The following is a 22552-nucleotide window of genomic DNA, read 5'->3' as shown; positions in this document are numbered from 1 at the left end:
TCAGGCAGACTTCGGTTCGACGAACATCCGGCCGCGCATCTCCATGTGGAGCGCGTGGCAGAACCACTGGCAATAGTACCAGAACACACCCGGCTGCGCCGCGACGAACGTGATGGACGCGGTCGCCTGCGGCCCCACTTCCATCGCGACGCCGTGGTTGCCCATGGTAAAGCCGTGGGTCAGGTCGTCGATATCATCGAGATTGGTGACGATGATCGTGACCTCGTCGCCCTGCTGCACCGTGAACTTCTCAATCGAGAAGCTGGGCGCGTTGGAGGACATGTAGACGCGCACCTTGTTGCCGTCGCGGATGATCTCCTCCTGCCAGTCGTCCAGATCGACACCGTCCTCTTCGGCCTGCGCGCGCACGTCGGCCCACATCGGATCGTTGCGATCCCAGACCGATTTCGGGTTCACCTTGCTGGGGTCTACAAGGATGGAATCGTGCGGCTCGGCGAAGGTGGGGCCGTCGTGGATCAGCGTCATCTTATCGCCGTCGATCGCGAACAACTGTTCGTTCTCGGGCTTCAGCGGCCCCACGTTGAGGAACCGGTCCTTGGAGAACTTGTTCATCGTCAGATAGTACTTGCCGCTCGCCTCCAGCGTTTCGCCCATCACGGTCGAGTTGTGGCCGGGCTGATAATGCACGTCCTGTTTGGTGATGATCGGATCGGCATCCTCGCCATTGTAGAGCTGGATCGCCTTTTCGAGGTTCCACTTCACGACCTGGCTGTCCAGGAACAGCGTCGTAAACGCGTTACCCTCACCGTCAAAGCAGGTGTGAAGCGGCCCGAGGCCCAGTTGAGGCTCGGCCACCACGACGCTGCGCGGATCGGCGTCTTCGTTGAACACGGCGTCCAGCTTGCGCACGTCGATCACCGACACGGTGGGCGACAGTTTGCCCGCGATGCACAGGTGGATCTTGTCGGGGGCCATGTTGCATCCGTGGGGGTTGTTGGGGATCGGGATGTAGCGGGTGTATTTCTTGTTCTGGCCCTTGCGGCCATCCAGAACCTTGACGCCGTTCAGCTCCTGATAGTCGCCGGCTTCGATGCCTGCCTCGATCTCCTTGATGTTGAAGACGACGACATGATCCATGTCGGCTTCGGTCATGTCGGCCAGATTCATGCCCATTTCCGAGTTATACGAGGTCGAGAAGGCATATTTGCCCTCATAGTCGCAATCGGTGTTATCCAGATTGCCAGTGACCATCACCTGCCATGCGACGGTCATCTCGTCGGCATTCACGGCGGTGTAGAAGTTCACGTACTTTTCCGGCTCGTCCAGAATCTGGCCATCATTGACCATCGGCACTTCGTCTTCGCCGTTGCAGAAGACATAGTCGGTGCGCGGCCATTTCTGTGGGCGCAGGCCGTGGATCGCCTTGGCGTTGGGGATCTCGATGATCTTGTCGCACTTCATCACGTCGCAGCGCACACGGGCGACGCGGGTGTTGGCCTTGTCGTTCATGAACATGTAGCGACCGTCATATGTGCCCTCGGTGAAGGACATGTGCGGGTGGTGCAAATCGCCGTTGGGCGGGAATTCGTGGCCGTTAGCGGCCAGATATTCCTTGGTCTTGGGCAGAAGGCCTTCGGTCAGGATCTTCTTGGATTCGTTGGTGATGCCCCAGCCGGTGGCCGAGCAGGTGTTGAACACCGGAATACGCATCAGCTCGCGCATGGACGGAATGCCCAGAATGCGCATTTCACCGCACTGGCCCGACGACCAGAAGCCATAGAATTCGTCCAGCTGGCCCGGTCCGACCTCGGCCCCGGCAGCGGCGCGGGCGCTTGTGGTGCCTGCCAGTGTGGCGGCGCCGACGACGGCGGTGCCGGTCAGCATCGCGCGGGTGCCGAATGCACCGGCAAGCGCGGCGCCCCCGGCGGTCGCGCCCAGCAGGCTGCGGCGTGAAATCGGCAGTTTTTTCCCCTCAGACATCATAAGTCCTTTCATGTTGCAGTTTGGGTTTTGGGTTGGTTCGGGTGCCCCGAAATATCGCGGCCAAGGTTTGGCACGGCGCCGGTTGTGGTGCGGCGCTTCATCTTCTTGATGACGACGGGGCAGGTGGTCTTGGACTGGTACAGCACCTGGCAATGCATGCAGTTGATACATTCGTTGGGGTTGATTTCCCCGGTCGGATGGATCGCCTGCACCGGGCATTGATGTGCGCATGTCTGGCACGGATTACCGCATTCGTGATACCGCTTGAGCCAGTCGAACATGCGCAGCCTTGCCGGAATGGCCAGCGCCGCGCCCAGCGGGCAGAGATACCGGCAGAAGAACCGCTCGACAAACAGGCCCGCGACCAGCAGCGCCACAGCATAGGCGACAAAGGGCCACGCGCGCACGAAATTCAGGATGATCGCTGTCTTGAACGGCTCGACCTCGGCCAGACGCTCGGCCTGCTCGATGCTGGTCAGGGACACGCCGAAAAGGCCGAGGAAGATCATGTATTTCAGTGGCCACAGCCGTTCGTGCAGGCCCCATGGCAGCGTCCATTGGGGGATGTGCAGCGCCTTGGCCACGCGGTTCAGCAGCTCCTGCAAGGCGCCGAACGGGCACAGCCATCCGCAATAGGCACCGCGCCCCCAGAACAGCAGCGCCGCCGCCACCGCAAACCACAGGATGAACGTCATCGGGTCCAGCAGGAAGGCCTGCCAGCTAAAGCCGGACACGAGCGAGCCGAACAGCGCCATCAGGTTGACCACCGACAGCTGGGCGTTGGCATACCAGCCCAGATAGACCAGCGTGACGGTCAGGAACGCGATGCGGAACCAGAAAAACCCACGCTCGTTTATGGTCGCGAAGGACTGGAAGAAGAACACGCCGGTCAGGATGGTCAGCATAACGCCCAGCACGGTGATCTCGACCGTCTTGCTGGCCCAGATCCGTTTCCACAGCGCCTGATGCGCGTCCTTCTCCGTTTGCGAGGTGACTTCCGCAACACCGGCGGGCACATCGGCAGGGGGCGGCGGCGCAACCGGGCGCAGGTAATTTTCGGGCAGCTGATAGCCCAGATCGAACGTGGTAAAGACCTTCTCGATCGCTGCCACATCGCGGTGCACCAGCAACTGGATGCGGAACGGCTGGGACGGATCGAACCCGCTCTCTGCGGGGATCTTGAATATGTCCGATTCATTGAAAACGGGCGCGCCATTTGCGGCGATGGTGTTGATCCGCTTGTGCATCCGGTCGCGGAAGCGGACCGAAATATCGTTCTGGATCAGTACGATCCGGTCAAAGATGCCGCCCCGCACATAGCCCGACCCCTTGAAGGAATAGAGCCCCCGGCCAAAAATGGCGACCGCGTTATCGCCCTCGTCCAGCCACTCGTCCAGATTGGCGGCGACCGCATCGCCCAGTAGCGCCTGTGCGATGGCAGGAACGGATACCAGCGCCGTCTGCATTTCGATAAACGTGGTCTCGGGCGCTTCGGTCAGCGCCCGTTTGGCGGCTCGGGGGTCGTCCATCGCGGCGAAGGCGGCATTGACCTGGCCAACATCCAGTGACAAGCGGCGTAGGGTGCCGTCGCCCTCCAGCGTCATCCAGTCGGTGGCGGCGGTCGCGTCCGGGTTGATCTCAAACTGCGGTCCGGTGCCCTTTTCCTCGACCGCCAGCCCGCCAAGGCCCAGTTGGCGGGCGACCTTCAGACCGGCGCGAATGATCGAATCGTCGATCACCATGATCGTCACGGTCGCGCCTGAAATGATGTCCAACTCGTGCGACGAGCCGCCGGATTCCGCCTCGGCCACCAGATCGAGGCCGCGATATCCGGCAACCAGCGTCTTGACCTTGGAATCCGGGATACCGATCAGAACGATCGGTTCGGAGTGTTTGACAAGCTCGACACCGATGACCTGCGCGGCCTCATCGACGGCGACCATGGTGTGGATGGGTTTGCCTGAATACCCCGTGGTCGAGACGAAATCGGACGTGACGAACGCCCAGCCGATCTGCTGCCCGCCCTTGAGGACCTGCACCGCAGGTATGTCCGGATGAATTGCCCCGAACGCATCGGCGCCCTCCACCAATTGCCCCACCTCGACATCATCGATGAGCTGGGACAGGACAGATTGCGCCGCCGCCGGTAGCCCGAAAAGGGACATCAGGCTGAACAGGGCTAAAGTTTTCAGGAGGGAGCGGAGGGTCGTCATGCGTCGGCGTCCTTTGAAAGAGGTCGCCCGTTGCAGTGCATGACTTGACCGGTGTCGGAATGATCAGGCTCGATCACATCTTGGGTGGTCATTATCGCGATGTGCGCCAGCGGGGGCGCACGCGGCAACGGGCGAATAATGGATATCCGGGTGAGGGATGTCCCGCTAAGGGTAAAGTTGAGCGGCATTTCATGAGTGTGCAGGACGCGCATCACACGCGGTTCCCGCGGCTCGTCGCCTGCAATGTGGCAGCAGCCGACGCAGACGCAGCAGTCATCTGTCGGCTCTTCGGAGGTGCCGCCGGTGTCGATACGCACTGTTTCGACCGCGCCGTTGGCGCAAATCTCCATTGTCAACATGCCGTTGGCATAGCCTGTTCCAGCCATGGCAAATGGGCCGTACCAGATAAGGCACAGGACAAGCAGCATGCGTGGAATACGGGCGTAAGCGGTCTTCATTTCACCTGCTAACAAGATATTCGGGCGCAGGTCTTTGCGTTAAATCAATAACGGCGGGGGGTTTCTGCACGGTTGGCTGCGTCGAGTGGGGAGGCTTACTATTATGGCTGGCGGACCACAAGGCAGGGTGGGTATGCAGGATTCAAACCTTGCATCAAGCAATGGGTACCGCATAATGGGCATTGCAAATGCTTATTATCATTTTGAACATTGGTGCGCCTGATCTTCATCACCGATTGCGGATATCGCGTATCGTGCCCGGGTGGCGGGCAGGCTAATCCTTTTGCCACAACAGGAGAGACCCACAATGGAAAACTGGCTTCCCAGTCTGATCACAGAAACCCCGACCGAGGGCTATGACCTTGCGATAAAGCTGGCCCGCATGACGATAAAGAAGACCCAAGGCGATGCGGATGTGCGTGGCCGGTTGCGGCCCGATTATGCCGAAAATGCCGATTCCCTGATTGCTGTCAGCGCGGTTGTCGCCACACATTTCGCCACGGTCGCGGCCGCCAACGGATACTGGAAGGGCTAGCCATCCAGACGCGGGGACCAGTCTTCGACATTGAGGGTTTCCAGACGCCGCGCGGCCAGCCTTTGCCACGAAGCTGAAAGGCCCTCAAGCGCGGCGAATGCCTGCAATGTCACAGCGTCTGGCGCCTCGCGATACAGCAGACGCCAGACGCGATCCAGCGGCCAGTCAGGATTTGGTCGCTGGACCAGTTTCAGCGTGTCTCCTGCGCCGATATCGCCCGGTTCCAGCACGCGAAAATACCACCCGGTGCGGCCCGTGTCCTGCACCAGACGCGACATGTCCCGGCGATCGAACCGGATGTTCAGCTTCCAGCATGGCTGGCGCGCCTGAGTGACCTGCAACCGTACCGGGCCGCAGGCAAAGACGTCCCCGATGCAGATGTCACGTTCGGTCAGGTGGTTCAGTGTCAGGTTCTCGCCAAAGGATCCATCGACCAGCAACGCCGCAGTTTTCGGCAGATCGCGGCGCCAATCGACGTAATGCGCCCGCGGATAGGCGTGAACCGCCTTGTCCGGGCCGCCGTGAAACACCGGATCTCCGACCCGGTCGCCCTCGAACCCCAAGGCGCGGACGGCGACGCGGTCGGCCGTTTGCGCACGACCCATGCTGCTGGGCACACCGTTCGGCCCAAAGGGGCGGGGCGTCCCGATCTGTAGCAAGGCCACCTTGGCAGAAACGGCCTGTTCCATCTGCATCTCCATTGCGGCCCGCCTGCAACGCGGCACTGTACTGCGCTCGTTGCGGAAGGCTTGGGATTTGGAATATAGCACCCCTAGAGCGCCCTCAGAGGGCGGCATTGTCGATCAGCGGCGATGGTTTGGCCAGACCCAGCAGGGCTTTGGCATCCGAGATCTTCACCTGTGCACCATCAAACGACACGCCATAAGGCTGCAAGGCCTTGATTGCGCGCGACAGGTTCTCAGGCGTCATACCCAAATATGAGGCCAGAAGCCGTTTTTCGATATCAAGCATGAAGGATTGCGCACTGCCTGTATTGGCCTGCTTGCGGATCAGGTAATTGGCAAGCCGTTCGATCGCTGTTCTCAGTTTGAGGTTTTTGGTGTTCTTGACCAGCGTCCGGTAGCAGCGTGACAGCTCGGTAACGACGGCTTGCGCAAACCCCTTGTCGATTGTGAAAAGGGTTCTGACATCCTCGGAAGGCAGCAGGACAAGGCGGGATTTTTCGAGCGTGCGCGCCGACATCAGGTAAGGCGACTGCATGATCGATGCCGCCACAATGAAGGTGCCCGGCGATCTGACCGTTGCCATCGTCGTTTCACGGTCGTTCCACTTGGCAAATAATTCCACGGTGCCGTCCACAACGATATGCAGAAAATCGCTTGGCTCGCCTTCGCTGATCAATTCGATCTGCGGCGGAAAGTTCTGGATATAGGCCGCGCGCGTCAACAAATCGAAATTCTCATCCGCCATGCCGCAGAGCAGGGGCAGGGACCGGATGTCGGGTATGTCGGATTCTTTCAACGGACCTAATCCTGATGATTGCTTGATATTTGTCAAGTTCCGGAATGGCCTCTGTCAAGGCGACCGGATTGTTCTGGTAGTTGGAGGGCGGAAATCCACCGGCGCGGCGCCATGCATTTTCCCCCCAGTTACTTGTTTCACACGGTTGGACCTGTGGATTTGATCCAGATCAAGCACCCCGGTGGATCTGAGTTCCAGTTTTCACCCAAGCCAATCCTGGCATCAAACGACACGCATTTTAAAAGAGGCTCAATGATGGACAGTATCGAGGGCGTCCGCAGCTCTGATCAGAACCGGGCGCTTGCGCTCAGCACCATCGCCTTTACCGCATGTTTTGCGGTTTGGACGATCTTTTCTATCATCGGCGTCGCCATCAAGGCAGAGCTTGGGCTGACCGAATTCCAGTTTGGACTGCTGGTCGCCACGCCTATCCTGACCGGATCGGTCACGCGGCTGTTTCTGGGTGTCTGGACCGAGAAATACGGCGGACGTCTGGTATTTACGGCGCAGATGCTGCTGACGGCGGCGGCCACCTGGATGCTGACCTTTGCGACGACCTATACGATGTATCTGGTCGCGGCCTTGGGGATCGGTCTGGCGGGGGGCTCGTTTATCATCGGGGTCGCCTATGTGTCGCGCTGGTACGATGCAGGGCGCCAGGGGACCGCGCTGGGGATATTCGGGGCCGGCAACGTCGGCGCGGCGGTCACCAAATTTGTCGCGCCCTTTGTGATGGTGGCCTATGGCTGGCACGGTGTCGCCCATGTCTGGGCGGGGGCGCTGGCGGCGTTGGCGATTGCGTTCTTCGTGTTCGCCAAGGACGATCCGGCACTGGTCGCGCGCCGCAAGAGCGGGGCCCGCGCGCCCAGCTTGGCCGAACAGTTCGCGCCGCTGGCCAATCTGCAAGTCTGGCGCTTTTCGCTGTATTACTTCTTTGTCTTCGGGGCCTTCGTCGCGCTGGCACTGTGGATGCCGCACTATCTGGTGGATGTGTACGGGCTTGATATCCGCGTGGCCGGCATGTCGGCGGCGGCGTTTTCGCTGTCGGCCTCGGTGTTTCGGGCCTATGGCGGGCAATTGTCGGACCGCGTCGGTGCGCGGACGGTGATGTACTGGTGCTTTGGCTTCAGCATGGTGCTGCTGCTGATGCTGTCCTATCCGCCGACCGACTATGTGATCCAGGGCAAGAACGGACCTATCGCGTTTTCAACGCAGTTGGATGTGTGGCCCTTTGTGATGATCCTGTTCGTGCTGGGCTTCTTCATGAGCCTCGGCAAGGCGGCGGTGTTCAAGCATATCCCGGTCTACTATCCGCGGCATGTCGGCGCGGTGGGCGGATTGGTGGGCATGATCGGGGGCCTTGGCGGGTTCATTCTGCCGATCATCTTCGGCGCGCTTCTGGATCTGACGGGCATTTATACAAGTTGCTTCGCGCTGCTGCTGGGCATTGTCGCCGTATCGCTGGTGTGGATGCACATGTCGATCCGCACCATGGAACGCGCCGCGCATGGTCAGGCGCTGGATACGTTGCCGGAATTGCCCGAAATGGCGCCGATCCACGTCCCCGGTCGCACGGTCGTGCCGCGCACCCTGACAGAGTGGAAACCCGAAGATGCGGCATTCTGGGCCGACAAGGGCAGGGCGATCGCGCGGCGCAACCTGTGGATTTCGATCCCCGCGCTGCTGCTGGCATTTTCGATCTGGATGGTATGGTCGGTCGTGGTTGCACGCCTGCCGGCGATCGGGTTCGGCTTCAGCTCGGGCCAGTTGTTCTGGCTGGCGGCGCTGCCGGGCCTGTCCGGCGCCACGCTGAGGATCTTCTACAGCTTCATGGTGCCGATCTTCGGCGGGCGCCTTTGGACCACGCTGTCGACCGCTTCGCTGCTGTTTCCTGCCATCGGCATTGGATACGCTGTGCAGGACCCGGGCACACCCTATCTGATCTTTCTCGTACTGGCGCTCTTGTGCGGCCTCGGGGGCGGCAACTTTGCCTCGTCGATGGCCAATATCGCGTTCTTCTATCCCAAAGCTGAAAAGGGCAACGCGCTGGCCCTGAACGCGGGGCTGGGCAATCTGGGCGTGTCGGTCATGCAGTTCCTGGTGCCGATCGTCATCACGGCGGGCGTGTTCGGCGCGCTTGGCGGTCAGCCGCAGACGATGTCGGACGGTGGTCAGCTGTGGATGCAGAATGCCGGTTTTGTCTGGGTACCGTTCATTATCATTGCAACAGTCGCTGCCTGGCTGGGGATGAACGATATTGCCGATGCCAAGGCCAGTTTCCGCGATCAGGCTATCATTTTCACCCGCAAGCATAACTGGCTGATGTGCGTCCTCTACACTGGCACATTCGGCAGTTTCATCGGGTATTCGGCAGGCTTTCCGTTGCTGACCCGGCTGATGTTTCCTGAAATCAACGCGCTGCAATACGTGTTTCTGGGGCCGCTGGTCGGTGCGCTCAGCCGTGCCGGTACGGGCTGGATCAGCGACCGTTTCGGCGGCGGGCGGGTCACGTTCTGGACGTTTCTGGGCATGATTGCCGCCGTGTTCGGTGTGATCGCGTTCCTGCCGGTCGGCGGGACCGGGGGCAGCTTTGTCGGGTTCTTTGCCTGCTTCATGGCGCTGTTCCTGCTGACCGGGATCGGCAACGCGTCGACGTTCCAGATGATCCCCGCGATCATGGGCCGCGAGATCCCGCGCCTGATGCCCCAGCTCAACGCTGCGGAAGGCCGTAAACAGGCAGGGCGCGAAAGCGCGGCGATCATCGCCTTTACCTCGGCCATTGCAGCCTATGGGGCGTTCTTCATCCCCAAGGCCTACGGCACCTCGATTGCGATGACCGGCGGGCCGGTGATGGCGCTCTGGGCGTTCCTCGGGTTCTACGCGATCTGCGTGGTCATCACCTGGGCCTTCTACACAAGGCCAGGCGGCCTTTTGCACGACATCGAACGTGGCAGATCCGCAAATGCGGCCACCCAACCAGCACAATAAGAAAGGACGCATGTCATGAGCCATCTGCTCGACAGACTGAACTTCCTCCAGCCCAAAGAGTTGGAGAAATTCTCGGACGGCCACGGCCAGGTCACGCGCGAAAACCGCGACTGGGAGGAGACGTATCGCAACCGCTGGCGGCATGACAAGATCGTGCGCTCGACCCACGGGGTGAACTGCACCGGGTCGTGTTCGTGGAAGATCTACGTCAAATCCGGGATCGTCACATGGGAGACGCAGCAGACCGATTATCCGCGCACGCGGGCCGATCTGCCCAACCACGAACCGCGCGGCTGCGCGCGGGGGGCGTCCTACAGTTGGTATCTCTATTCGGCCAACCGGGTGAAGAACCCGCTGATCCGGGGCAGGTTGATGAAGGTCTGGCGTGAGATGCGCAAGACCATGACGCCAATCGAGGCCTGGACCAAATTGCAAAACGATCCGGTCCTGCGGGCGTCCTACGTTCAGACCCGCGGCAAGGGCGGGTTCGTGCGCGCCACATGGGATGAGGCGACCGAGATCATCGCGACCGCCAACGCCTACACAGCCAGGACATACGGCCCGGACCGGGTGTTCGGATTTTCGCCGATCCCGGCGATGTCGATGGTCAGCTACGCAGCCGGATCGCGGTATCTGAGCCTGCTGGGCGGCACCTGCCTGTCATTTTACGACTGGTACTGCGACCTGCCGCCGGCCAGCCCCCAGACCTGGGGCGAGCAGACCGATGTGCCGGAATCGGCTGACTGGTACAACGCCGGTTTCCTGCTGCTATGGGGGTCGAACGTGCCGCAGACGCGCACACCGGATGCGCATTTTTACACCGAGGCCCGTTATCGGGGGACAAAATCGGCGGTGATCTGCCCCGACTATTCCGAAGCGGCAAAATTCGGGGACATCTGGCTGGCGCCCAAGCAGGGCACGGATTCCGCGTTGGCGATGGCGATGGGCCATGTGATCTTGCGTGAATTCCACCTCGACCGGCAGGCCGAGTATTTTGAGGATTACGCGCGCAAGTATTCGGACATGCCGATGCTGGTGCGGCTGGAAGAAAAAGACGGCAAGCTGATCCCGGGCCGGTTCGTGCGGGCGGACGAGTTCTCTGACAAGCTGGGCGAGTCGAATAACCCCGACTGGAAGACGGTGGCCTTTGACGAGGTGTCAAAATCGGTTGTCGCGCCGAACGGGACGATCGGATTTCGCTGGGGCGAAAAGGGATCGTGGAACTTGGAGGAGCGTGCAGGCGCCGCCGAGACACGGCTGAAGCTATCGCTGATCCTCGAGTCGGACCATGACGACGTCGTCGGCGTAGATTTCCCGTATTTCGGCGGTGCGGCGACGCAGGACTTCGTCAAATGCGAGCATCCCGACGTGCTGACGCGCAATGTGCCCATCAAGCGCATCGCGCTGGGTGATGGCGACGCGATGGTTGCGACCGTGTTCGATCTGTTCTGCGCCAATTACGGTCTTGACCGGGGACTTGGCGGCGACTGGGTGTCCAAGGATTTTACCGAGGACAAACCCTACACCCCCGCCTGGGCCGAAAAGATCACCGGCGTCGCCGCAGATAAGATCATCACCGTCGCGCGCGAATTTGCCCGCAACGCCGAAAAGACCCAAGGCAAGTCCATGGTCATTCTGGGGGCCGGTTTGAACCACTGGTATCACATGGACATGAACTATCGCGGCATCATCAACATGCTGGTGATGTGCGGCTGTGTCGGCCAGTCCGGCGGCGGCTGGAGCCATTATGTCGGGCAGGAAAAACTGCGCCCGCAGACCGGCTGGCTGCCGTTGGCCTTTGCGCTGGACTGGAACCGCCCGCCGCGGCAGATGAACGGTACCAGCGCCTTTTACGCCCATACCGATCAGTGGCGCTACGAGACGCTGACAGCGGAAGAGATCCTGTCGCCCACGGCCCCCGCAGGCGATTGGGACATCTCGCTGATCGACTACAACATCCGGGCCGAACGCATGGGTTGGCTGCCCTCGGCGCCGCAGTTGAAGCAGAATCCGCTGGAGGTGGCCAAGGCCGCCAAGGCGGCAGGGGTCGAGCCGAAGGATTACGTGACGGCCGGGCTGAAGGATGGGACGATCCAGATGTCCTGCGAAGATCCTGACGCCCCTGAAAACTGGCCGCGCAACATGTTTGTCTGGCGCTCGAACCTTCTGGGATCCAGCGGCAAGGGGCACGAATACTTCCTCAAGCATCTTCTGGGCACGCAGCACGGCGTGCTGGGTCACGATCTGGGTGAGGAGGGGCGCACCAAGCCCAAGGAGGCCGCATGGCACGACAAGGCGCCGCAGGGGAAACTGGACCTGCTGGTGACCATCGATTTCCGGATGAGCACGACATGCGTCTATTCCGATATCGTTCTGCCAACGGCCAGTTGGTACGAAAAGAACGACCTGAACACCTCGGACATGCACCCCTTCATCCACCCGCTTCAGGCCGCCGTCGACCCCGCCTATGAAAGCAAATCCGACTGGGAGATATTCAAGGCAATCGCCAAAAAGTTTCAGGAGGTCGCGCCCGAGGTGCTGGGCAAGGAGACGGACATCGTTGCCGTGCCGATCCTGCACGACACCGCCGGGGAGCTTGCCCAGCCAGACGTCAAGGACTGGAAAAAGGGCGAATGCGATCTGATTCCCGGCAAGACGGCGCCCGCCTATGTGGCGGTCGAGCGCGATTATACCGCGCTTTATGACCGGTTCGTCGCGCTGGGGCCGCTCTTGGACAAGCTGGGCAATGGCGGCAAGGGCATCGGCTGGAACACCAAGCACGAGGTCCAGCACCTGCGCGATCTGAACGGCGAATGGCTGGACGGTCCGGCCAAGGGCTGCCCGAAGATCGAAACCGATATCGACGCAACCGAAGTCATCCTGATGCTGGCGCCCGAAACCAACGGCGAGGTCGCGGTCAAGGCATGGGACGCGCTGAGCGTCGCCACCGGCCGCGAACACGCCCATCTGGCCCATAGCAAGGAAGACGAAAAGATCCGCTTCCGCGATATCGCGGCCCAACCCCGCAAGATCATCTCGTCCCCCACTTGGTCGGGGATCGAGTCCGAGACGGTGTGCTACAACGCGGGCTATACCAACGTGCACGAACTGATCCCGTGGCGCACGCTGACCGGGCGTCAGCAGCTCTATCAGGACCATCTGTGGATGCGCGCCTTTGGCGAAGGGTTCTGCCAGTATCGCCCGCCGGTAGATCTGAAGACGATCACCAAGGACGTCAACCATGACGCCCGCGACAACCAGCCTCATGTCGTTCTCAACTTCATCACGCCCCACCAGAAATGGGGCATCCATTCAACCTATAGCGACAACCTGCTGATGCTGACGCTGAACCGCGGCGGTCCGGTGGTCTGGATGTCCGAAGTGGATGCGAAAAAGGCGGGTCTCGTCGATAACGACTGGGTCGAGGTCTACAACACCAACGGCGCGCTGACCGCGCGCGTAGTGGTCAGCCAGCGCATGAAGGAGGGCACGCTGTTCATGTATCACGCGCAGGAAAAGATCGTGAATACACCGGGATCGGAGCGCACCGGCAACCGGGGCGGCATCCACAATTCGGTAACGCGCGCGACGCTGAAACCGACCCACATGATCGGCGGCTACGCGCATCTGTCCTACGGCTTCAACTATTACGGCACCGTCGGATCGAACCGCGATGAATTCGTGATCGTCAGAAAGATGCGCAAGGTCGACTGGCTCGATCAACCCGCCGACAACAAGGAGGCCGCAGAATGAGAATTCGCGCACAAATCGGGATGGTTCTGAACCTCGACAAATGTATCGGGTGCCACACCTGTTCCGTCACCTGCAAGAACGTCTGGACCAGCCGCGAGGGTGTCGAATACGCGTGGTTCAACAACGTCGAAACCAAGCCGGGCACAGGCTATCCGACCGACTGGGAAAACCAGAAGAAATGGAATGGCGGCTGGGCGCGGACGAAATCCGGCAAGCTTCAGCCAAAGCAGGGCAGCAAATGGCGGATCCTGTCGAATATCTTCGGCAACCCGGACCTGCCAGAGATCGACGATTATTACGAGCCGTTCACCTTTGACTATGACCACCTGAAATCGGCCCCTGAAATGCAGGCCTTTCCCACCGCGCGGCCGCGCTCCATCATTACCGGCGAGCGAATGGAAAAGATCGAAAAAGGCCCGAACTGGGAGGAAATCCTGGGCGGCGAATTCTCCAAGCGGTCGGCGGATTACAACTTTGAAGGCATCCAGAAGGAGATCTACGGCGAGTACGAAAACACCTTCATGATGTATCTGCCTCGGCTGTGCGAACACTGCCTGAACCCGACCTGCGCGGCGTCCTGCCCATCGGGCGCGATCTACAAGCGCGAAGAGGACGGCATCGTCCTGATCGATCAGGAAAAATGTCGGGGCTGGCGGATGTGCGTGTCGGGCTGCCCTTACAAGAAGGTTTATTACAACTGGTCCTCGGGCAAGTCCGAGAAATGCACGCTGTGCTATCCCCGCATCGAATCCGGTAACCCGACGGTCTGTTCGGAAACCTGCGTCGGGCGGATCCGCTATATCGGCGTAATGCTCTATGACGCCGACAAGATCGCCGAGGCCGCGAACGCGCCCGATGAGACGGATCTGTATGATGCACAGCTGGGCGTCTTCCTGGATCCGCGCGATCCGGCGGTGATCGAAACGGCGCGCGCCGACGGCATCCCCGAGGATTGGATCAAGGCCGCACAGGAAAGCCCGATCTGGAAAATGGCGATGGAGTGGAAGGTCGCATTTCCGCTGCACCCCGAATACCGGACCCTGCCGATGGTCTGGTATATCCCGCCGCTCAGTCCCATTCAGAACGCCGCCGCAGCGGGCAAGATCGGGGTGGACGGCGACATGCCGGACGTCCGCTCGCTTCGGATCCCGGTCAAGTATCTGGCCAACATGCTGACAGCGGGCGAAGAGGCGCCGGTCGTGACCGCGCTGGAGCGGATGCTGGCGATGCGCGCTTATATGCGCGCGAAAACCGTGGACGGCGTCATCGACGAAGGCATCGCCACCCGTGTCGGCCTGACCGGGCGCGTGATCGAGGACATGTACAAGATCATGGCCCTGGCCGATTACGAGGATCGTTTTGTCATCCCGACGACGCACCGCGAGCAGGTCGAAGAAGCCTACGATCTGCGCGGCGAATGTGGATTTACCGACACGAACGGATGCTCGCCGGGGATCAGCAAGGGATCGCTGTTCGGTGGCAAGAAGCGCCCGCTCATAATGCCGACGGAGGCGATGTGATGACACTTGTCCTGAACGACCGTACGCTCAAGGCGATTTCGCTGGTCCTCAGCTACCCGACCGAGGCCCTTCAATCGGCCATGCCCGAAATCGGAGGCGTGCTTGCCTCCGATACGCGGCTGACGGCTGCGGTGCGGCGGGCCTTGCGGCCCTTGGTGACGGCCCTTGGCGGCGGCGATATTTACGAGCTGCAAGAACGGTTCGTGATGCTGTTCGACCGCTCGCGCACCTTGTCGCTGAACCTGTTCGAGCATGTCCACGGCGAAAGCCGCGACAGGGGCGGTGCTATGGTGTCGCTGGTGGAAACCTACCGCGATGGCGGGTTTGATCCGGCCACGTCCGAGCTGCCGGATCACCTGCCGGTATTGCTGGAGTTTCTGGCGACACGCCCCGCCGCCGAGGCGGCAGACACGCTGGCAGACGCGGCGCATATCTTTGCGGCGCTGTCCGAAAGGCTGAGCCGCCGCGAGAGTGTCTATGCGCCGGTCTTTGACGCCTTGGGGCAACTGTCACGCGCCCAGCCGGACGCCGAGGCCGTGAGCGCATTGCTGGGGCAGGAGGACGACGACCCCACCGATCTGGCCGCGCTCGACGCGGTCTGGGACGAGGCTCAGGTCACTTTTGGCCCCGACCCCAATGCCGGCTGCCCGCAGGTCCGCGACATGCTGTCCAATATGGAAACCCCCAAGACACCCGCGCCGAAACCCCGGCACGCGGCGGAATAAAGGAGGCTCAGATGCACAATTTCATTTTCGGGATCTACCCCTACATCGCCCTGTCCGTTCTGCTGATCGGCACAATTGCCCGCTACGAGCGCGATCCGTTCACATGGAAATCATCGTCCAGCCAGTTTTTGCGCCGCAAGCAGCTGATCCTGGGATCGGTCCTGTTCCACGTCGGAGTTCTGACGATCTTTTTCGGCCACCTTTTTGGCCTGCTGACGCCACTCTGGCTGGTCGAGGGGCTGGGCATCAGCCATCAGGCGAAACAGATCCTCGCCGTTGTCGTCGGCGGCGTGGCGGGAATTGCCGCGCTTGTCGGCGGGATCATCCTGATCCACCGGCGCCTGACCGATCCGCGTATCCGCGCCACATCCAGCACCATGGACATCGCGATCCTTGGCCTTTTGCTGCTGCAACTGTGCCTTGGGCTGCTGACCATTATCGTTTCGCTGCAACATATCGACGGCGGCGAGATGGTGAAATTCATGCTGTGGGCGCAGGCGATCTTTACCCTTGATGGCCGCGCTGCGTCCTATGTCGAGGGGGCGCCGGTGCTGTTTCAACTGCATATCCTGCTGGGCCTGACGATCTTTGTGCTGTTTCCCTTCAGCCGCCTTGTCCACATGATCTCGGCCCCTGTGCGATACCTCTGGCGGCCCGGATATCAGGTCGTCCGTTCGCGCCGCCAGACCCCCTTGCCGCACCGAACGGCACTGGTCGCGCCCAAGGCGTCCGTGTCCGCACGCCGCGCCGCCGCCAAACCTGCGGAGTAAACCATGTCAGTTGCCCTTTTCCCGGATATGATCGTCAACGGCATCACCATCCCTTCGGCGGCCATCGCCGCCGAAGCCCAGAACCACCACGCCCCGAAGGGCAAGCCGGGCCTTGCCTGGCGCATGGCCGCCCGCGCCCTGACCGTACGCCAGCTGTTGCTGGAGGAGGCGCAGCGGCGCGGGGTTGCGGCGGTGCCCGAAGAGGTCGGCGCCGGGCGCAGCGAAACCGAAGACGAGGCGCAAATCCGCGCCCTGCTAGAGACCGCCATCGACGTGTCGACCCCGCCGGAGGAGGCCGTGCGCGCCGAATGGGTCAAGGCGCCGGACCGGTATCGCGCACCCCCGCTCTGGGAGGTCTCGCATATCCTGTGCGCCTGCGATCCGGGCGAAAACGAAGGTGCCATCGGTGCTAAGGCGCGGGCGGACATACTGGCTGACGCGGCGCACAAGGGCTTGCGCCGTTTCGCGGATCTTGCCGCAAGCGACAGCGATTGCGGGTCCAAGGCCAACGGCGGCGCGCTGGGACAATTGGGGCCGGGGGACACGGTGCCCGAATTCGAGGCGGCATTGCGCCTTCTGGGCGAGGGCGAAATGACGCCCGCTCCCGTGCGTACACGCTTTGGCTGGCATGTTGTCCGGCTTGATGCCTGCGCCGAGGGCCAAGTCCTGCCCTTCGACACCGTCCGCCCCAAGCTGGCCGAAGCGATGGAGAAGGCGGCCTGGACCAAAGCCGCGCGAAGTTTCGTTGACGGGTTGATATCTGCCGCGCAGATATCCGGCCCTGACATTCGTACCATCTGACACGGCAGACTGGCCGGTAGGGCGTCAGTCTGCCTTCTTTTCCGGCGCCAGCAGGTTTTCACCGGCGCCGGTCATGTCCGCGGCATCTGCCTGACGTTCCAGTTCGTCGCGCTCAGAGGTCAGATCGCCCTCGCCGGATGTGACCATTGCCGCATCTTCCGACCGCAGGTCGGGGGGCGGCGGCGTGGTCTGGCGCCCATCCTCGGACGCGGGCGCATGACGCACCAGAACACCGTCGGGAAAGATGATTTCCCGCGACTCGTCGGGCATCGAAATGCCAGCGTTCTGAAGTGCCTGCTTGACCTGCCGCATCAGCGCCGAGCGAATCTTGAACACTGAATACGCCTTGCCGTCGAACCAGAACTGCACCCGGATATTGACGGTCGAGGCACCCAGTTGATCGACCAGTGCGTTCGGTTCAGGATCGTTCAGGACGGCGGGGTGCTGGTGCAGCGCGGCGATGATGACGCTCTGCGCTTCCAGCACGGAATCGTCGTACCCGATGCCGACAACGAATTCTGATCGCCGGTTGGGATTGGTCGAGAAATTCTCGATAATACTCTTGAAAACGACGGCGTTGGGTATCTGCACGTGGTTCCCGTCCAGCGTCAGCAGGACGGTCGTGCGCATGTTCAGATTCTGGACGATTCCCTGATGGTCGGCCACGCGTATCTGATCGCCCACGCGAAACGGGTTGCGCATACTGAGCAGGATACTGGCCAGCGAGTTTTCCGCAATCTCGCGAAAGGCAAGGCCCAGAATGATACCGATCAGGCCCGTGCCGCCCAGAACGGTGACGGCCAGCCGGGTGAGGCCAGCGACCTGAAGCACAAGGTAGATACCGATCAGGATCACTGGGATCGACAGCGCGCGTGCCACGAATTGCAGCAACAGGGTCGACGGAATGCGCCGCCGCAACCAGTGACGCGCCAGCGCCGTCACACCGCGCGAAATGATCCATGTGAACAAAAGGATGAACAGCGACACAACGGTGAGAGGTGCGAACCACTGTGCGCGCTCGGCCAGCCGTTCGACTTCGCGCCAGGTCGGGGTCAGATCCCAGCTGATCTGCGGTTTGACCTCGATCCGGTCGACGACGGCGACGACACCTTCGGTCCTGAGCGCCAGCTGACGCGCCCATTCCTTGTGCTCGTCCGTTTCGGCATCGCCGTCGAGGAAAACGATGCCCTCGCTTACCGAAACGGCAAGGGACTTGAACCACTGACTGGCGGTCAGAATACGCTGCAACCGGTCTGCGATCTCGGAATCGCGCACATCGGGGGCGACAGCAATCTCTTTTTGCGAGGCGCTGGCTGCCGGATCCTGCGCGGCCGGATACGTCTGAGCCGTCACAGGCGCGCCGACCGACAGGACCGCCAGCGCGCACAGCATCGCGGCATATCCGAAATGTCGCAGACCGCCGCGATTGCGGTAGGTGTAGATGCGCCTCATGCGTTTCCCCGTCATGACCCGATCGCGGCCCATATCCGCTGCGCCGCCCACCTTAGTTTAGTTGCGATATGCGGGTTGACCAGAAAATAGGCGATTTGCCTACCCGATCAGGGATCGGGCGATGCGCGCGCGCACCTGCTCATCCTCAGCAGCCAGCGCAGTCATCACGGCGTCCAGCCGGGCGCGGCTTCCGTGTAGCTGGTCAAGCAGGTTCATCACCACGACCAAAGCGTCCTCGTTCAGATCCATGTCGTCGGCCAACTCGCACAGCAGGGTGACGCGCCGCAGGTCGATCTCGCGGTAGCGGGCACCGTGTTCTGTCTGGACTGGCTGCACGATGCGCAGATGGACATAGTGCAGCAGCCGGTCGCGGGTCAGGGGGGCGATAGTTTCGATCAGGTCGGTTTCTGTGTATTGTTCGGTCATGTCCGGCCTCCCCGCGGGTCATAGGCATGGGTTTCGCGCCAGCCCTCGATGAAGCTGCGCAGATCATCGTCGATATTGGGGGGCAGGGCGATGCGCAGTTCGATCAGATGATCCCCCCGCGCATCGCTGCCGCGCCGTTTGACGCCCCGCCCGCGCAGCCGCAGAACACGGCCCGAACTGGCGCCGGCGGGCACGGTCACATTGACCTCGCCGTCCACGGTGCGCGCGGGCACCTTGGCGCCCAGCACCGCCTCGTCCAGCGAGATGTCCAGCCGGGTGTGGATGTCATCGCCCTGCCGCTCGAAGGCTGGATCGTCCGCGACCGCCAGCGTTACATAGGCGTCGCCCGGTGGGCCGCTGCCATAGCCAGCACCGCCCTTGCCACGCAGGCGCAGTGTCAGGCCATCCGTGGCGCCGGCGGGTATGGTCACCGCCAGATCGCCGCCGCCGGGCAGGCTTATGCGGGTCTTGGTGCCGCGCACGGCATCCAGAAACGGCACCTCCAGCGTATAGCGCTGATCCTGCCCCGGCATGTCGAACCGCGCGCCACCTGCATAGCCGCCGCGAGGGTCGCCGCCGCCCGCGCCGCGCCCGTGCCGGGCGAAGGCGGCAAAGATATCCTCGGGGTCGATGCCGCCGAAATCGCCCTGCGCGCCGCCGCGCCCGGCATCAAATCCTGACCTGCTGTAGCTGTCCTGTGGTCCGCCCGCCGCGTCGCGGTAATACCCGCGCGGTGCCTGTTCGGTTCCGTCGGCGCCGATTTCGCCCCGGTCAAAACGCGCGCGCGTTTCGGGGTCTTTCAGCAGTTCGTAAGCGGCATTCGCGGCCTTGAACCGGGCCTCGGCGGCGGGATCGTCCGGGTTCAGATCAGGATGCGATGTGCGCGCAATCTTGCGATACGCCTTCTTGATCGCGGCGGCATCTGCGGTCTTGTCCAAGCCAAGCGCGGCGTAGGGGTCATTGGCCATGATGTTCATCCGGTTGATAATGGAGTCCGGCGCAGCTTAGTCATCCCGCGGCGTTCCGGCAACTGGCGCCAGCGTCATGGAATGTCCCGGTAAGTGATCGTCTCCAACGGGATGAGATTACCGCGTTCGCGGTCAAATGATCGCGTTTGGCCCGGGGCTTTGGATGAAATTCAAGGATGTGTCGCTATATCGTGTTGGGAATGTTCAGATCTCCTGATCAGGTTGCTGCGAGGATGCTCTGAAAGGCGGCTTCGGGCTTGATTTTGGCGCGAAGGAGGAACCAGCGCAGATAGCGGTAGAGATATTTCGTCGCTGGTCCGCAGAACGGTCGAATGAAAGCATCGTATCGCGCGTGCAACGCATTGACGTTCTGGATGTGGAACGCGCCGGCGACAACCCGTTTCCCAAGTTTGTTCGAGACCTCGTAGTGTGTGAGGCTGTGCTTTTTGCAGAAAGAGCGATATGGTCTCAAGCCATCGCTACATAGCACCGCATCATCTGGAATGATCGGTGCCAGGGCGATTTCGATTGTCCGGTTTCGGCGGTTTGCGATCGGTGCGAAGAGACGCCTGCCGCCCCGATCCATCACAGTCAGCAAGGGGATCTGCCACTGCGAGAGGCCGCGCGCCATCTTGATCCGTCCGCTGCGATAAACATACCACTGCGGCCGAGGTGGAGCGGGATACTGGTTGGAGTTAGCCGCGTGATTTGCCCACTCACGAGAGCCTTTCCGGCTTTCTCGCTGATAGGTCTCATCGACCTCCACAACGCCGCTAAAATCCTTGTCGCAAGCCTCTGCAAGTGATTCCAGAATAATCATCCGCCACCGCCATATCGTATCTTTTGTAAGTCCGAGACGCGCGGCGAGTTTGCGACACGAGAGAGGCGTGTCCGACAGCATATTCCGGATAACCTCCAAGAAAAGATCGTGCCGGTGCAGTCCGCAAATCTCGGTTCCGGTGAGACCAGAGTAAGTTCGCAGACAGCAGTCGCAGCGATAACGCTGCACACCGGTTCGCGTTTGTCCCCATTTCTGGCGCCTCTCTTCGTTGCAATGTGGGCACTTGCGTTCTTGTTCTGTTCGTGTTTCTATTTCTGCCAATGCAGCCCGCCTCTGGCGGACATCGTGCGCCCGCGAAAGCAGATCCTCAATCTGTCGCGGGGTAAGCTGGATGATCCGATCGAGGAACTGACGGAACGCGTGCTGGCTGATATTCGTGGCTTGCTTCAATGACACGGAGGCCTCCGGTTTATTGCGACCAGAGTGGAATATTGGCCATTTCTGGCAAAACGAACGCCGACCAACACGATATCAAGACACAGCCAAATTCAATGCGGGTTCGGCGGCCCTGATGCCTGGGCCGACGGTTTGGGGGCAGGGTGGGAGAAACCAAACAGAGGGATGATCCATAATGCGGCAAGCGCGATCGCTGCCAGCAGGAACATCTCACCCAGACGCTGCTGGTCGTCCAGCAGATAGGCATTGCACAGCCGCCCGGGTGCATGCGTGTATAGAAAGGCGAGAATACCAAGCATCGAAATCGCCTGTGCCTTGAGAACCGCGCGAAGCAATGGGTGCGCGCGCGGCCAGCCCAGACGCAAGCCGCCACCGATCAGGGCAGCAAGACTTGCCGCCTTGAGAAGGTCCGCCGACAGTGCGGCGACAGAAGCATCCAGCATGCGGGGCAGCATCCAGAACGCCATGGCGAAGATCGCGGTCAGCACACTGGCCACCCCGCCGCGATTCCATGCGCCCGCGCCGAACTGCACCAATGACCCGGCAATCAGGGCCCCGGCCGCGATGAGCATCGGATATTGCACCAGCATGTGACGTGTCGGCGTCGCTTCTAGCCAGCCGCGCGCCAGCAACGCCAGTGCAAGCAGACCGGCCCCGGTCAATATCTGCGCCGCGCGGCTCATCTCAAAATCTGTCTGGCCGCAGCGAGCGCGCCGTCAATATCGTCAGTGTCGACGATTGCCGCCAATCGTCCCCGGTCATCCAGAAGGTGGATCGCCGTATTGTGGATATAGCCGCCCCAGCCATCGGGGATCACGGTAACCCCGAAACTGTCCAGAAGTCCGGGCAAGTCCGCACGCGAGGGGCGCGCCACTGTCCAGATGTCGCCATCCGCACCGTGCCAGTTGCCGTAGATCGCAAGGTGTTCGGGATCGTCGGTCTCGGGATCGAATGACAGGGATATCAGCCGCAGTTGTGGCGCAATGGCGGCCGCCGCGTCCCGCAAGCGGGCAAAATCCGCGCCTGCGCTTTGGCAGATTGTAGGGCATGTGGTGTAGATGAATTCAACCGCCGTGATCTGACCCGGCCCCGGATGGAGCTGCAGATGCGCGCCGGTCATGGTTTCCAGGGCTGCGTCGGGAACGCGCGGCAAAGTCTCGGCCACGTTGATCCGCCGCGCGGTCTCGGTGGTTAGCGCGCGTCCCTCGTCGGTCGCGTGCCATAAAACGCCGACGCCCGTCGCCAGGACAAGCGTCGACGCGATCAGCGCAACGCGCATC

General features: G+C 61.6%; 18 protein-coding genes. 7 read left to right on the top strand and 11 right to left on the bottom strand.

Translation table 11 applies throughout. The features are described from left to right. The 3 genes from nosZ to FGD77_RS16065 are packed head-to-tail and all read right to left on the bottom strand — an operon-like array spanning position 1 to position 4615. Entirely contained in the window at positions 1-1941 is a 1941-nt protein-coding gene (gene nosZ, locus FGD77_RS16075; protein ID WP_255011185.1) for a TAT-dependent nitrous-oxide reductase, read from the bottom strand. Between the two features lie 11 nt (positions 1942-1952). Then, the gene (locus tag FGD77_RS16070) at positions 1953-4157 is read right to left on the bottom strand and encodes a NosR/NirI family protein (RefSeq protein WP_255011184.1); all 2205 of its coding nucleotides are present in this window, start codon (positions 4155-4157) and stop codon (positions 1953-1955) included. Next, positions 4154-4615 carry a hypothetical protein gene (locus tag FGD77_RS16065; RefSeq protein WP_255011183.1) on the bottom strand — a complete coding sequence of 154 codons (462 nt, stop codon included), beginning with the start codon at positions 4613-4615 and terminating at the stop codon, positions 4154-4156. The genes FGD77_RS16070 and FGD77_RS16065 overlap by 4 nt, the downstream gene beginning before the upstream one ends. A 307-nt stretch (positions 4616-4922) precedes the next feature. On the opposite strand from FGD77_RS16065, the gene FGD77_RS16060 reads away from it, so the two are divergent. Next, positions 4923-5150, top strand: a complete 228-nt coding sequence (locus FGD77_RS16060) for a hexameric tyrosine-coordinated heme protein (RefSeq protein ID WP_255011182.1) — start codon at positions 4923-4925, stop codon at positions 5148-5150. Here FGD77_RS16060 and FGD77_RS16055 read toward each other — a convergent pair. Next, on the bottom strand, positions 5147-5839 hold the full coding sequence (locus FGD77_RS16055) for an MOSC domain-containing protein (RefSeq protein WP_255011181.1): 693 nt from the start codon (positions 5837-5839) through the stop codon (positions 5147-5149). The genes FGD77_RS16060 and FGD77_RS16055 overlap by 4 nt on opposite strands. 94 nt (positions 5840-5933) lie before the next feature. Next, on the bottom strand, positions 5934-6632 hold the full coding sequence (locus FGD77_RS16050; protein ID WP_255011180.1) for a cyclic nucleotide-binding domain-containing protein: 699 nt from the start codon (positions 6630-6632) through the stop codon (positions 5934-5936). Positions 6633-6884: 252 nt separating this feature from the next. Between FGD77_RS16050 and FGD77_RS16045 the strand changes: the two genes are divergently transcribed. The 6 genes from FGD77_RS16045 to FGD77_RS16020 are packed head-to-tail and all read left to right on the top strand — an operon-like array spanning position 6885 to position 17189. After that, positions 6885-9620 carry an MFS transporter gene (locus FGD77_RS16045; protein WP_303626378.1) on the top strand — a complete coding sequence of 912 codons (2736 nt, stop codon included), beginning with the start codon at positions 6885-6887 and terminating at the stop codon, positions 9618-9620. Between the two features lie 15 nt (positions 9621-9635). Then, positions 9636-13373, top strand: coding sequence for a nitrate reductase subunit alpha (locus tag FGD77_RS16040; protein WP_255011174.1), 3738 nt, complete (start codon positions 9636-9638; stop codon positions 13371-13373). Further along, the gene (gene narH, locus FGD77_RS16035) at positions 13370-14893 is read left to right on the top strand and encodes a nitrate reductase subunit beta (RefSeq protein WP_255011172.1); all 1524 of its coding nucleotides are present in this window, start codon (positions 13370-13372) and stop codon (positions 14891-14893) included. The genes FGD77_RS16040 and narH overlap by 4 nt, the downstream gene beginning before the upstream one ends. Continuing rightward, the gene (gene narJ, locus FGD77_RS16030; RefSeq protein ID WP_255011171.1) at positions 14893-15618 is read left to right on the top strand and encodes a nitrate reductase molybdenum cofactor assembly chaperone; all 726 of its coding nucleotides are present in this window, start codon (positions 14893-14895) and stop codon (positions 15616-15618) included. Before narH ends, narJ begins: the two co-directional genes overlap by 1 nt. An 11-nt stretch (positions 15619-15629) precedes the next feature. Continuing rightward, positions 15630-16388, top strand: coding sequence for a respiratory nitrate reductase subunit gamma (narI, locus tag FGD77_RS16025; RefSeq protein WP_255011169.1), 759 nt, complete (start codon positions 15630-15632; stop codon positions 16386-16388). Positions 16389-16391: 3 nt separating this feature from the next. Further along, on the top strand, positions 16392-17189 hold the full coding sequence (locus FGD77_RS16020; protein WP_255011167.1) for a peptidylprolyl isomerase: 798 nt from the start codon (positions 16392-16394) through the stop codon (positions 17187-17189). A 24-nt stretch (positions 17190-17213) separates the two neighbouring features. On the opposite strand, the gene FGD77_RS16015 is transcribed toward FGD77_RS16020, so the two are convergent. The 6 genes from FGD77_RS16015 to FGD77_RS15990 all read right to left on the bottom strand — a co-directional run bounded on the left by FGD77_RS16015 (position 17214) and on the right by FGD77_RS15990 (position 22551). Next, positions 17214-18641 (bottom strand): mechanosensitive ion channel family protein, encoded by a 1428-nt coding sequence (locus FGD77_RS16015; protein WP_255011165.1) that lies wholly within the window; start codon positions 18639-18641, stop codon positions 17214-17216. A gap of 99 nt (positions 18642-18740) precedes the next feature. Beyond that, positions 18741-19067 carry a hypothetical protein gene (locus FGD77_RS16010; protein ID WP_255011164.1) on the bottom strand — a complete coding sequence of 109 codons (327 nt, stop codon included), beginning with the start codon at positions 19065-19067 and terminating at the stop codon, positions 18741-18743. Next, the gene (locus FGD77_RS16005) at positions 19064-20035 is read right to left on the bottom strand and encodes a DnaJ C-terminal domain-containing protein (RefSeq protein WP_255011162.1); all 972 of its coding nucleotides are present in this window, start codon (positions 20033-20035) and stop codon (positions 19064-19066) included. Before FGD77_RS16005 ends, FGD77_RS16010 begins: the two co-directional genes overlap by 4 nt. 217 nt (positions 20036-20252) lie before the next feature. Beyond that, positions 20253-21272 (bottom strand): IS1595 family transposase, encoded by a 1020-nt coding sequence (locus FGD77_RS16000; protein ID WP_255005374.1) that lies wholly within the window; start codon positions 21270-21272, stop codon positions 20253-20255. Between the two features lie 92 nt (positions 21273-21364). After that, entirely contained in the window at positions 21365-21955 is a 591-nt protein-coding gene (locus FGD77_RS15995; RefSeq protein WP_255011161.1) for a hypothetical protein, read from the bottom strand. Then, positions 21952-22551, bottom strand: coding sequence for an SCO family protein (locus tag FGD77_RS15990; protein ID WP_255011159.1), 600 nt, complete (start codon positions 22549-22551; stop codon positions 21952-21954). The genes FGD77_RS15995 and FGD77_RS15990 overlap by 4 nt, the downstream gene beginning before the upstream one ends. Between the last annotated feature and the right edge of the window lies 1 nt (position 22552).

The sequence above is a fragment of the Roseovarius sp. M141 genome, from assembly GCF_024355225.1.
GTDB lineage: Bacteria > Pseudomonadota > Alphaproteobacteria > Rhodobacterales > Rhodobacteraceae > Roseovarius.
The sequence above is the reverse complement of the archived record's forward strand: the minus strand, read 5'-3'. Positions and strand labels throughout refer to the sequence as shown.